This window comes from Methylobacterium dankookense, from assembly GCF_902141855.1.
GTDB lineage: Bacteria > Pseudomonadota > Alphaproteobacteria > Rhizobiales > Beijerinckiaceae > Methylobacterium > Methylobacterium dankookense.
Map to the genome: position 1 here is coordinate 1 of NZ_CABFVH010000028.1, position 12,046 is coordinate 12,046.

Annotated in this window: 10 protein-coding genes, 1 tRNA gene and 1 pseudogene; 11 read left to right on the plus strand and 1 reads right to left on the minus strand. The window is 67.2% G+C overall.

Annotation, left to right across the window (positions count from 1 at the left end; all coding sequences use genetic code 11):
• The coding region (locus MTDSW087_RS18975; RefSeq protein ID WP_452305326.1) for an EF-Tu C-terminal domain-related protein at nucleotides 1-99 on the plus strand (99 nt) is incomplete at its 5' end.
• 146 nt (nucleotides 100-245) lie between these two features.
• On the opposite strand, the pseudogene MTDSW087_RS30900 reads toward MTDSW087_RS18975, so the two are convergent.
• Nucleotides 246-486: pseudogene (locus MTDSW087_RS30900) on the minus strand (IS481 family transposase); the annotation flags it as partial.
• Between the two features lie 265 nt (nucleotides 487-751).
• Between MTDSW087_RS30900 and MTDSW087_RS18980 the strand changes: the two are divergent.
• The 10 genes from MTDSW087_RS18980 (at nucleotide 752) to rpoB (ending at nucleotide 11,885) form a co-directional block, all read left to right on the plus strand.
• The gene (locus MTDSW087_RS18980) at nucleotides 752-1,669 is read left to right on the plus strand and encodes a DUF1444 family protein (RefSeq protein WP_144766478.1); all 918 of its coding nucleotides are present in this window, start codon (nucleotides 752-754) and stop codon (nucleotides 1,667-1,669) included.
• A 53-nt stretch (nucleotides 1,670-1,722) separates the two neighbouring features.
• A tRNA-Trp gene (locus tag MTDSW087_RS18985) sits at nucleotides 1,723-1,799 on the plus strand.
• Nucleotides 1,800-2,019: 220 nt separating this feature from the next.
• Complete coding sequence (secE, locus tag MTDSW087_RS18990) at nucleotides 2,020-2,316, plus strand: preprotein translocase subunit SecE (protein WP_144766479.1); 297 nt, start codon at nucleotides 2,020-2,022, stop codon at nucleotides 2,314-2,316.
• 49 nt (nucleotides 2,317-2,365) lie between these two features.
• Entirely contained in the window at nucleotides 2,366-2,899 is a 534-nt protein-coding gene (gene nusG / locus MTDSW087_RS18995; RefSeq protein WP_142583013.1) for a transcription termination/antitermination protein NusG, read from the plus strand.
• A gap of 227 nt (nucleotides 2,900-3,126) precedes the next feature.
• Nucleotides 3,127-3,576: a 50S ribosomal protein L11 gene (gene rplK, locus MTDSW087_RS19000; protein ID WP_142583014.1), complete on the plus strand. Its 450-nt coding sequence runs from the start codon at nucleotides 3,127-3,129 to the stop codon at nucleotides 3,574-3,576.
• A gap of 10 nt (nucleotides 3,577-3,586) precedes the next feature.
• Entirely contained in the window at nucleotides 3,587-4,285 is a 699-nt protein-coding gene (gene rplA, locus MTDSW087_RS19005; RefSeq protein WP_144766480.1) for a 50S ribosomal protein L1, read from the plus strand.
• Nucleotides 4,286-4,412: 127 nt separating this feature from the next.
• Entirely contained in the window at nucleotides 4,413-6,056 is a 1,644-nt protein-coding gene (locus tag MTDSW087_RS19010) for a B12-binding domain-containing radical SAM protein (protein WP_144766481.1), read from the plus strand.
• Nucleotides 6,057-6,564: 508 nt separating this feature from the next.
• Nucleotides 6,565-7,083, plus strand: a complete 519-nt coding sequence (rplJ, locus tag MTDSW087_RS19015; RefSeq protein WP_144766482.1) for a 50S ribosomal protein L10 — start codon at nucleotides 6,565-6,567, stop codon at nucleotides 7,081-7,083.
• A gap of 56 nt (nucleotides 7,084-7,139) precedes the next feature.
• Nucleotides 7,140-7,514, plus strand: a complete 375-nt coding sequence (rplL, locus tag MTDSW087_RS19020) for a 50S ribosomal protein L7/L12 (RefSeq protein WP_144766483.1) — start codon at nucleotides 7,140-7,142, stop codon at nucleotides 7,512-7,514.
• Nucleotides 7,515-7,757: 243 nt separating this feature from the next.
• Complete coding sequence (gene rpoB / locus MTDSW087_RS19025) at nucleotides 7,758-11,885, plus strand: DNA-directed RNA polymerase subunit beta (protein ID WP_144766484.1); 4,128 nt, start codon at nucleotides 7,758-7,760, stop codon at nucleotides 11,883-11,885.
• Nucleotides 11,886-12,046 lie beyond the last annotated feature (161 nt).

Genomic DNA, 12,046 nt, shown 5'->3' on the forward strand with positions numbered 1-12,046 from the left:
CTGATCGTGCCGGTGGCCATGGAGGAGAAGCTGCGCTTCGCCATCCGCGAGGGCGGACGCACCGTCGGCGCCGGCGTCGTCGCCGCCATCAACGACTGATCGAAAGCAGCCCGCATCGGACGATGCGGCGCGCAACGGGATTGAAGCCGGCCTACGGGCCGGCTTCTTTCATGTGTGCCGAAGCGTTCGAACGGTTTTCGTACAGGGATGATACCGCGTCCGGTCGCTCAGACCGGACGCGGTATCAGATGCGGAACGGTGGCCTGAAGCGCATAGAGGCAACCGTCCAGCGGCGGCTTCCCGCGGCGGCTTCGGCCCGGTGCGTCGATCGGCGACCGAGCTGCGCGCTTTCCGTCTGGCCGCGGTCTCCGGATCGATGCCGTAGCGCTTGGCCGCCGCTCTCACACGCCCTTGACGGAGCGGCATGGCCCGATGGACCGCCTCCGTCGTGCGGGCGCTGCCGTCGAGGATCTCGCCCTGAGCCATGCCCCTCCGCGCAGGCGTGGAATCGCCACCATCAAAACCGGGGATCGAACGGTTAGAGCATTGTCCGCGGAAGTGGTCGCCGGTTCCGCAATCCAACGACCATGAAAAATGTTCGAAAGCGTTAAAATTCTTCCATAAATCTTGGAACTGAGATTTGGCCGCGCAAGAATCAAATATTTAGCCTGCTGAATTTTGATACAATATTGACTTTCCGAGCGTGGTCCGGGGATGATCGGGATGTCCCTGCACCCGATGGAACGCTACGATGGTATTCCCGTCCGTCCCCGGCTTCCTCTCGCGCCGCGCCGTCATCGGGGCTTGTGCCGTCGCGTTGTCGACGAGGACGGCCGGCGCCGACGCGCTCCATGACGGTCGATTCCGCGACGAGGTGGTCGCCGTCCTGCGGGTGCTCTACCCGGGCGCGCCCATTACTCTCGGCGGCGATACCCGCGAAGTGACCGTCGGCACCTCGACCCTCTATCTCGGCAACCTCTATGCAATGGTCGATGGGCTCGCCGGCGAGCCCCGGCGACGCAGGCTCGCCACCTATCTCACGGAGGCGATGCCGTCGGGACCCTCGCCGGCTGGAGGCAGCAGCGACGCAAGTCCCACCTTCGAGCCGTTCACCACCGCACAGCGGCGCCTGCGCATTCAGATCATTCCAGGCGATTATCTGAAGCAGGAGGCGAGCATCGTGCACGCGCCGCTGTCCCAGCGGCTCCTCATCGCTTACGCCCTCGACGAAGCGAATCGCTACCAGGTCGTCACGGAGCCGATGTTCGCCAGCTGGGGCGTGGACCGGACGGTGCTCGACCGGATCGCGCGCCGGAATTCGGAGGCCGAGGCGGTGCGCGTCCCGATCGAGGTCTCGCCGACGGGCGAGCGGGGCCGGTTCGCCAGCTCAGCCACGGAGGACGGCTACTCCGCCGCGCGCCTGCTGCTGCCAGGATTCATGGACCGGATGCGTGAACGCCTCGGAACTGCCGCGATCGTCGCGGCGGTTCCGACCCGCGAGATCGTCATCGGTTGGACACCCGACAGCGTCAGCCGCCAACCGCTCGCGTCCGCCGTCCGCAAGCTCTTTCGGAACGGACCCTACGCGCGCAGTGACGAGTTGTTCCGGTACGACGACGCGGGTCTACGCCCGCTCGATGTCCGCGAGCGGGCCGAGTACGAGCCCTGATGCGGAAGGCCCCTTGCGTCCGGGCTCGCGATCGGGCAAGGAGCGTCGCGCCTAGGAGTGTAGCTCAACTGGTCAGAGCGCCGGTCTCCAAAACCGGAGGTTGCGGGTTCGAGTCCCTCCACTCCTGCCATCCCATCCTGTCCTGCTCTTCGCGACGTCGGGCCCTGTCGACAAGGCGCGCGACTTGCGCTAGAGCGGGCGCAATCCGAGATCGCTGTTGACCGTCGGTGCGGGCTGGGCACGAGCCCCCGGCACCCGATGGCCCGTTCCCGGAGACGGTGTCCGGGCCGGCTCGACCACCGACGTTTTGAGAACAGACAGTCTCTGAAAGAGCACGAAGCCCCGGCGCCATGGCATCGAACGAAGCAACCAAGAAGGTGGATCAGGCCCGCGGCACGCCGCGCGGTTCCGCCGTGCCGACGCCGCCCCGTCAGGTTCCCCCGCAGCGGCCCGCGCCGAAGCGCGTCGGCCCGGTCGAGTTCCTGTCCCAGGTGCGCGACGAGGGCCGTAAGGTCACCTGGCCGACCCGCCGCGAGACCACGGTCACCACGATCATGGTCTTCGTGATGGTGGTCCTGGCGAGCGTGTTCTTCACCGCGGTCGACCAGGCCATGCGCTACGCCGTCGGCCTGATCCTCGGCCTTTGAGTTTCAGCGCGGGGCCTCGCTGCCCCGCCGTCCGGAGTTGAACCGAACCGTGTCGAAGCGCTGGTACATCGTCCACGCCTACTCGAACTTCGAGAACAAGGTCGCCCAGTCCATCAAGGATCAGGCGGCCCAGCGCGGGCTGACCGACCTCTTCGACGAGGTGATGGTGCCGACCGAGAAGGTCACCGAGGTGCGCCGCGGCCGCAAGGTCGATGCGGAGCGCAAGTTCTTCCCCGGCTACGTGCTGGTGAAGTGCGACCTCACCGACGAGGTCTACCATCTCATCAAGAACACGCCCAAGGTCACGGGCTTCCTCGGCGCCGACAAGTCGAAGCCGGTTCCGATTCCGGATGCCGAGGCCGAGCGCATCAAGGGTCAGGTCGCCGAGGGCGTCGACCGGCCGAAGCCCTCGATCTCCTTCGAGGTCGGCGAGACGGTGCGCGTCTCGGACGGTCCTTTCGCCAGCTTCAACGGCACCGTCGAGGAGGTCGACGAGAGCCGCTCCCGCCTCAAGGTCGCCGTGTCGATCTTCGGGCGCGCCACCCCGGTGGAGCTGGAATACGCCCAGGTCGAGAAGGCCTGATCGCTTTCGGACTTTCGCGGCCGCCCGCCTTCGGGTAGGTCGCCTTTCCTTCCGGTGGGGTCCTGCCCCGCCGCGAACGCCGTCGCCGGCCTCGTCCGGCTGCGGCACCATACGCGGGAGGCCCGCCCGGTTCGCCGCCGGGAGCATCGGTCCGCACCGCGACCTGCAACCGCCCGTCCGCCCGCGCCTAGGCAGTGCGGCGACGCGCATTTCTTGGGAGCAGTCCCATGGCGAAGAAGATCACGGGCTACGTGAAGCTTCAGGTCCCGGCCGGCGCCGCCAACCCGTCGCCGCCGATCGGCCCCGCGCTCGGTCAGCGCGGCCTCAACATCATGGAATTCTGCAAGGCCTTCAACGCGAAGACCGCGCAGATGGAGAAGGGCACCCCGATCCCGGTGATCATCACCGCGTATCAGGACCGCTCCTTCACCTTCGAGATGAAGCAGCCCCCGGTCACCTTCTTCCTGAAGAAGGCGGTGGGCCTGAAGCTCGGCAAGAAGCCGGCCTCCGGCTCCAAGACCCCCGGCAAGGGCCCGACCGTCGGCAAGATCACCGAGGCGCAGCTTCGCGAGATCGCCGAGAAGAAGATGCCCGACCTGAACTGCGACTCGGTCGAATCGGCCGTCGCGATGATCCGTGGCTCCGCGCGAGCCATGGGCCTCGAAGTCGTCGCGTAAGGAGGGCAGCATGGCTAAGGAAGGCAAGCGCATCCGCGCCGCCCGCGAGGGCATCGATCCGACCAAGCTCTACGGCTTGTCCGAGGCGATCTCGATGGTGAAGGCCAAGGCCAACGCCAAGTTCGACGAGACCGTCGAGATCTCCATGAACCTGGGCGTCGACCCGCGTCACGCCGACCAGATGGTCCGCGGCGTCTGCAACCTGCCGAACGGCTCCGGCCGTACGGTCCGCGTCGCGGTCTTCGCCCGCGGTGCCAAGGCGGACGACGCCAAGGCGGCCGGTGCCGACATCGTCGGCGCCGAGGATCTCCTCGAGATCGTCCAGGGCGGCAAGATCGAGTTCGATCGCTGCATCGCGACCCCGGACATGATGCCGCTCGTCGGCCGCCTCGGTAAGGTGCTCGGCCCGCGCGGCCTGATGCCGAACCCGAAGGTCGGCACCGTCACCATGGACGTGAAGGGTGCCGTCGGGGCTGCCAAGGGCGGCGCCGTCGAGTTCCGCGTCGAGAAGGCCGGCATCGTCCATGCCGGCATCGGCAAGGTCTCCTTCGACGAGCAGAAGCTCGTGGAGAACATCAAGGCCTTCGCCGACGCCGTCGCCAAGGCGAAGCCGGCGGGCGCCAAGGGCACCTACATCCAGCGCATCGCCGTCACCTCGACGATGGGCCCGGGCGTGAAGGTCGAGCCGAGCACGGTCCTGACCGCCTGAGCCGAAGCGCTCACCGCATGCGATGAAGCCCGGCCGGCGACGGCCGGGCTTTTTCGTGTGCGCCTTCTCACATGGAACTGTCTCCGAGGGGGGCGCCTTCCGATGCGGCTGTGCTAGATAGCGGCCCATGAGATGCACCCTGCCGGTCTCCTCCACGCGACGCATCCTCTGCGTCTTTCCCGCCTATACGCCGTCCTTCGGCACCTTCTCCCACGCCTACCCCCTGATGGGGGGGGTGAAGGCCTTCATGCCGCCTCAAGGCCTGCTCCTGATTGCGGCCTACATGCCCGAGGGCTGGGAGTGCCGCTTCGTCGATGAGAACATCCGCCGCGCCGGACCCGAGGAATTCGCCTGGGCGGACGCGGTCTTCGTCTCCGGCATGCACATCCAGGAGCCGCAGATCCACGAGATCCGCGACCGGGCGAAGGCGGCCGGCAAGGTGACGGTGCTCGGCGGCCCCTCGGTCTCGGGCGCGCCGGAGAAATACGCCGATTTCGACTACCTCCATATCGGTGAGATCGGCGATGCCACCGACCGTCTGGTCGAGATCCTCGACGCCGGCCTCGGCGCGCCGCCCGCGCAGGTCGTGCTGGAGACGAAGGACCGGCTTGCCCTCTCCGATTTCCCGGCACCGGCCTACGACCACGTGCCGCTGAAGCGCTACCTGATCGGCTCGCTGCAATTCTCCTCGGGCTGCCCCTATCGCTGTGAGTTCTGCGACATCCCGCAGCTCTACGGGCGCCAGCCGCGGCTGAAGAGCCCCGAGCAGATGTGCGCCGAGCTCGACCAGATCGTCAGCCAGCCGGGCCATCCGGCGGTGGTCTACTTCGTCGACGACAACTTCATCGGCAACCGCAAGGCCACGCGCGAGATGCTGCCGCACCTCGTGGAATGGCAGAAGCGGAACAACTATCCGCTCCAGTTCGCCTGCGAGGCGACGCTCAACATGGCCAAGCAGCCCGAGATCCTCGAGCTGATGCGGCAGGCCAACTTCATGACGGTCTTCGTCGGGATCGAGACGCCGGAGGCCGACGCCCTCAAGAGCATCGACAAGACCCACAACGCCGCCGTGCCCATGTACGAGGCGATCGAGATCCTCAATTCCTACGGGCTCGAGGTGACCTCCGGCATCATCCTCGGCCTCGACACCGACACCGACCGTTCCGAGCAGAACCTGATCGACTTCATCGACCGCTCGGCGATCCCCGTTCTGACCATCAACCTGCTCCAGGCCCTGCCGAAGACGCCGCTCTGGGACAGGCTGGAGCGCGAGGGTCGCCTCGTCCACGACGCGAGCCTCGAATCGAACGTGCTGTTCAAGCGGCCCCACGACACCGTCGTCGGGAGCTGGCGCCGGGCGATCAGCCACGCCTACGCGCCCGAGAAGATCTTCGAGCGCTTCAAGCACCAATGCGACATGACCTATCCGAATCGGATCACGACGCCGACCGCGGGCAAGCTCACCGCGACGAACCTGCGCCGCGGCCTGGTGCTGGGCTTCAACATCATCACGCGGGTGGGGCTGTTCTCCGACTATCGCAGGCCGTTCTGGCGTGCGGCCGGCTATGCCCTGAGGCGAGGCCAGATCGAGGCGGTGTTCAACATGGGCTTCGTCGCCCACCACCTCATCCGCTTCACCCGCGAGGCGCTGCGGGGCGAGCACAACGCCTCGTTCTACGCGGCCAAGGCCGCTGAGGCGAAGGCGGCGCAGGGGCGGAGCTGGTGGGACACCGCGCGGCGCAGGCTCGCGCCGGAGCGGGAGGCCGCCTGAACGGACGGGACGGGGCCCCTGCGCGCGGGCCTCTTGCCTGCGGCAGAAAAGTCGCGCTTCGGCCCTTGGCAGGCGGCTTGCCAGCCTCTATACAGCGCCACGCAATCATAGGATTCCCGGAGCGGAGCCGAGAGGCCACGCTCCGAAAGACGATCCGCCCGGGTAACCGGGTGGTTTTGGCCGGAAGGCGACGATGGGCGAGGAAGCCCGGCGGCGCCCTGTCCGGCCATGTCCTGTCCGAGACTGCAGGTGCCGGTCCGCCGGCTTAATCCCCCAGCCTGCACAGACGGGGAAGACCGAATTCCAATACCCTCGCCATGGCCGGCAGGCTGCGGAGAGGCATCGGTTTGAACCATCTCACCCGTAGGCCCCTCCGGGGTCCTCCGGGGACAGGGCCGTGAGACGTCGCACGAGGACGTTCCCGGTCTTACCCAAGGCCTGCGACCGTTCCCGGCGGCATGTGCAACCGGCGGACCTGCAACGGGTTCCGCCAACCGGAGAGAGCCCAGTGGACCGGACAGCAAAAGCTGATCTTGTCTCGACGCTCAACGGCGTGTTCTCGAACAGCGCCGTGGTCGTCGTGGCCCACTACAAGGGCCTCACGGTCGCCGACATGCAGAAGCTGCGCTCGCAGATGAAGCAGGCCGGCGCCACCGTGAAGGTCGCCAAGAACAGCCTTGCCAGCATCGCTCTCGATGGCACGGACGTCGCCTCCATCAAGCCCCTCCTGAAGGGTCCGACCCTGCTCGCCTATTCGGGTGATCCGGTCGCGGCCGCCAAGGTGGCGGTGGATTTCGCCAAGGCTAACGACAAGCTCGTGATCCTGGGCGGCGCCATGGGGAAGACTGCCCTGAATCCGGACGGCGTGAAGGCGCTCGCCTCGCTCCCGTCCCTCGACGAACTGCGTGCCAAGATCGTGGGCCTCATCCAGGCTCCCGCGACCAAGGTCGCCCAGGTCGTCAACGCGCCGGCGGCCAAGCTCGCCCGCGTGTTCGGGGCCTATGCCAAGAAGGACGAGGCGGCCTGAGGTCGTTTCCCCCTTTAAAACCCTTCCGTTCAAACCGATATCAAGGACAGTGAATCATGGCTGATCTCGCCAAGCTCGTCGACGACCTCTCGTCGCTGACCGTTCTCGAGGCCGCCGACCTCGCCAAGATGCTCGAGGAGAAGTGGGGCGTCTCCGCCGCCGCTGCCGTCGCCGTGGCCGCCGGCCCGGCTGCCGGCCCGGCCGCCGCCGTCGAGGAGCAGACCGAGTTCACGGTCGTGCTCGCCTCGGCCGGCGACAAGAAGATCGAGGTCATCAAGGAGGTCCGCGCGATCACCGGCCTCGGCCTCAAGGAGGCTAAGGATCTCGTCGAGGGCGCTCCGAAGCCCGTCAAGGAGGCCGTCGCCAAGGACGAGGCCGAGAAGCTCAAGGCCCAGCTCGAGAAGGCCGGCGCCAAGGTCGAGCTCAAGTAAGACCAGAGGTGGGCCGGCCCCGGCCCACCACCCCACGGCGGTCCTTGCGGGCCGACCGTGACCGCAGCCCGCGGGTGTTCGCACCCGCGGGCTAAGGTCGCTTCAGAGGCGGCCGGGGGGTCCTGGAACGGATCCGGCGAGATTTCGAGACGGGTGGCGCGGTCCGGCGGGGCGCGTGCCACGTGCCCGGTGCGGGAGCATCGCTTCCCCGGGCAACCAGGACGCGGGTAGGAGCGAGGTCACATGGCCAACACGCTGGTCGGTCGCAAGCGCATTCGGAAGTTCTTCGGCAAGATCAAGGAAGTCGCCGAGATGCCGAACCTCATCGAGGTTCAGAAGGCGTCCTACGACCAGTTCCTGATGGTGGACGAGCCCGAGGGCGGCCGCGCTGAGGAAGGCCTCCAGAACGTCTTCAAGTCCGTGTTCCCGATCTCGGACTTCGCCTCGACCGCGCTGCTCGAGTTCGTGCGCTACACCTTCGAGCCGCCGAAATACGACGTCGACGAGTGCCGCCAGCGCGGCATCACCTTCGCCGCCCCGCTCAAGGTGACGCTGCGCCTGATCGTGTTCGATGTCGATCCGGATACCCAGGCGAAGTCCGTCAAGGACATCAAGGAGCAGGACGTCTACATGGGCGACATGCCCCTGATGACGGAGAACGGCACCTTCATCGTCAACGGCACCGAGCGCGTCATCGTCTCGCAGATGCACCGGTCGCCGGGCGTGTTCTTCGACCACGACAAGGGCAAGACGCACTCGTCCGGCAAGCTGCTCTTCGCCGCGCGCATCATCCCGTATCGCGGCTCCTGGCTCGACGTCGAGTTCGACGCCAAGGACATCGTGCACGTCCGCATCGACCGCAAGCGCAAGCTGCCGGTGACCGCGCTCCTGTTCGCGCTCGGGCTCGATGGCGAGGAGATCCTCTCGACCTTCTACAACCGCGTGGTCTACGACCGCGACGGCGCCGATTGGCGCGTGCCCTTCGATGCGGAGCGGCTGAAGGGCTTCAAGGCGACCGTCGATCTGATCGACGCCGATTCCGGTGAGGTCGTGCTGGAGGCGAGCAAGAAGCTCAACGCCCGGAACGCACGCCTCATCGCCGAGAAGGGCACCAAGTTCCTCAAGGCGACGGACGAGGATCTGGTCGGCCAGTACGTGGCCGAGGATCTCGTCAACATGAAGACCGGCGAGATCTGGGCCGAGGCCGGCGAGGAGATCACCGACAAGCTGCTCAAGGCGCTCGACGATGTCGGCGTCACCGAGCTGCCGGTGCTCGACATCGATCACATCAACGTCGGCCCCTACATCCGCAACACGCTGGCGGTCGACAAGAACTCGGCCCGCGAGGGTGCGCTGTTCGACATCTACCGGGTCATGCGCCCGGGCGAGCCGCCGACGCTCGAGACCGCCGAGGCGATGTTCCACTCGCTGTTCTTCGACTCCGAGCGCTACGACCTCTCCGCGGTCGGCCGCGTGAAGATGAACATGCGCCTCGACCTCGATGCCGCCGACACCGTGCGCACGCTGCGCAAGGAGGACATGCTGGCGGTGGTCAAGGCGCTGGTCGAGCTGCGCGACGGCAAGGGCGAGGTGGACGACATCGACCACCTCGGCAATCGCCGCGTCCGCTCGGTCGGCGAGCTGATGGAGAACCAGTACCGGCTCGGCCTGCTCCGCATGGAGCGCGCCATCCGCGAGCGCATGAGCCAGGTCGACATCGACACCGTGATGCCGCAGGACCTGATCAACGCGAAGCCCGCTGCGGCCGCGGTGCGCGAGTTCTTCGGCTCGTCGCAGCTCTCGCAGTTCATGGACCAGACCAACCCGCTCTCCGAGGTGACGCACAAGCGCCGCCTCTCGGCGCTTGGCCCGGGTGGCCTGACCCGCGAGCGCGCCGGGTTCGAGGTGCGCGACGTGCACCCGACCCATTACGGCCGCATCTGCCCGATCGAGACGCCGGAAGGTCCGAATATCGGCCTGATCAACTCGCTCGCCACCTTCGCGCGCGTGAACAAGTACGGCTTCATCGAGACCCCGTTCCGCCGGGTGCGCGACGGCGTGGTCACCGACGAGGTCGCCTACCTCTCGGCCATGGAGGAGGCGAAGTACTACGTCGCGCAGGCGAACGCCGCGATGGACGAGAGCCGGAAGCTGACGGAGGACCTCGTGGTCTGCCGCCGCGCCGGCGAGGTCATCGTCGTCGGTCCCGAGCGCGTCGACCTCATGGACGTGTCGCCGAAGCAGCTCGTCTCGGTCGCCGCGGCGCTGATCCCGTTCCTTGAGAACGACGACGCCAACCGCGCGCTCATGGGCTCGAACATGCAGCGCCAGGCGGTGCCGCTGGTCCGCGCCGACGCGCCCTTCGTCGGCACCGGCATGGAGGCCGTGGTCGCCCGCGATTCCGGCGCGGCCATCGCCGCGCGCCGCACCGGCATCATCGACCAGGTGGATGCGACCCGTATCGTCATCCGCGCCACCGAGGAGGCCGACGCCAACAAGCCGGGCGTCGACATCTACCGCCTGCAGAAGTTCCAGCGCTCCAACCAGTCGACCTGCATCACGCAGAAGCCGCTGGTTCGCGTGGGCGAGTTCGTGAAGAAGGGCGAGATCATCGCCGACGGTCCCTCGACCGAGTTCGGCGAGCTCGCGCTCGGCCGCAACGTGCTCGTCGCGTTCATGCCGTGGAACGGCTACAACTTCGAGGACTCGATCCTGCTCTCCGAGCGGATCGTGAAGGATGACGTGTTCACCTCGATCCACATCGAGGAATTCGAGGTGATGGCCCGCGACACCAAGCTCGGGCCGGAGGAGATCACCCGCGACATCCCGAACGTCTCCGAGGAGGCGCTCAAGAACCTCGACGAGGCCGGCATCGTCTATATCGGCGCCGAGGTCCATGCGGGCGACATCCTCGTCGGCAAGATCACGCCGAAGGGCGAGAGCCCGATGACGCCGGAGGAGAAGCTCCTGCGCGCGATCTTCGGCGAGAAGGCCTCGGACGTGCGCGACACCTCCCTGCGGGTGCCGCCCGGCGTCACCGGCACTATCGTCGAGGTGCGGGTGTTCAACCGGCACGGCGTCGACAAGGACGAGCGCGCCCAGGCCATCGAGCGCGAGGAGATCGAGCGCCTCGCCAAGGACCGCGACGACGAGCAGGCGATTCTCGACCGCAACACCTATGCCCGCCTCGCGGACGTGCTCATCGGCCAGTCGCCGATCGCCGGACCGAAGGGCTTCCGCAAGGACACGACGCTCACCCGGGAACTCATCAGCGAGTACCCGCGCTCGCAATGGTGGCAGTTCGCCGTCGTCGACGACCGTCTCATGACCGAGATGGAGGCGATGCAGAAGCAGTACGACGAATCGAAGAAGCGCCTCGAGCAGCGCTTCCTCGACAAGGTCGAGAAGCTGCAGCGCGGCGACGAGCTTCCGCCCGGCGTCATGAAGATGGTCAAGGTCTTCGTGGCGGTGAAGCGCAAGATCCAGCCCGGCGACAAGATGGCCGGCCGCCACGGCAACAAGGGTGTCGTGTCGCGGATCGTGCCGATCGAGGACATGCCGTTCCTGGAGGACGGGACGCATGCCGACATCGTGCTCAACCCGCTCGGCGTGCCCTCGCGCATGAATGTCGGCCAGATCCTGGAGACGCATCTGGGCTGGGCGGCTGCGGGCCTGGGCCGCAAGGTCTCCAAGGCGGTCGATGCCTATCTGAAGAACCAGGACATCGCGCCGCTGCGCCAGGAGATGGAGGCGATCTACTCGCCTTCCGAACTCGCCGGGCTCTCCGACGAGGATCTGGCGGAGGCGGGCAACAACGTCCGCCGCGGCGTGCCGATGGCGACCCCGGTGTTCAACGGCGCCAAGGAAGCCGACATCGAGACGATGCTGGAGATGGCCGGGCTCGATCGCTCGGCGCAGTCGACGCTCTATGACGGGCGCACGGGCGAGCCTTTCGACCGCAAGGTGACGATGGGCTACATCTACATGCTGAAGCTCCACCACCTCGTGGACGACAAGATCCACGCGCGCTCCATCGGCCCGTACTCGCTCGTCACCCAGCAGCCGCTGGGCGGCAAGGCGCAGTTCGGCGGCCAGCGCTTCGGCGAGATGGAGGTCTGGGCGCTGGAGGCCTACGGCGCGGCCTACACACTGCAGGAGATGCTCACGGTGAAGTCGGACGACGTGGCCGGCCGCACCAAGGTCTACGAGGCGATCGTCCGCGGCGACGACACCTTCGAGGCCGGCATCCCTGAGAGCTTCAACGTGCTCGTGAAGGAGATGCGCTCGCTCGGCCTCAACGTCGAGCTGACGAACTCCAAGCAGGGCGCGGCCAACGACCAGCTGGAGCCGCCGGCCAACGCGGCCGAGTAGCCTCGATAACGACACCTCCCGTGCCGGCGTGGTCCGCCGGTACGGTCCGAGCGGGGAGGGGCGGGGCCTCCGGAACGGCGGACGGCGGCAGGGTGGCGCCGGGCGCTTCGATTTTTTCCAGACGCGGCGGCGCAAGGCGCGGCGCGGCCCGTCAGCAAGGA

Bases quoted from the DNA above. Each gene is read 5' to 3' on its own strand.
- secE (WP_144766479.1), top strand. From the start codon at position 2,020: ATGGCATCGAACGAAGCAACCAAGAAGGTGGATCAGGCCCGCGGCACG.
- rplK (WP_142583014.1), top strand. From the start codon at position 3,127: ATGGCGAAGAAGATCACGGGCTACGTGAAGCTTCAGGTCCCGGCCGGC.
- MTDSW087_RS18980 (WP_144766478.1), top strand. From the start codon at position 752: ATGGTATTCCCGTCCGTCCCCGGCTTCCTCTCGCGCCGCGCCGTCATC.
- rpoB (WP_144766484.1), top strand. From the start codon at position 7,758: ATGGCCAACACGCTGGTCGGTCGCAAGCGCATTCGGAAGTTCTTCGGC.
- MTDSW087_RS19010 (WP_144766481.1), top strand. From the start codon at position 4,413: ATGAGATGCACCCTGCCGGTCTCCTCCACGCGACGCATCCTCTGCGTC.
- rplA (WP_144766480.1), top strand. From the start codon at position 3,587: ATGGCTAAGGAAGGCAAGCGCATCCGCGCCGCCCGCGAGGGCATCGAT.
- rplL (WP_144766483.1), top strand. From the start codon at position 7,140: ATGGCTGATCTCGCCAAGCTCGTCGACGACCTCTCGTCGCTGACCGTT.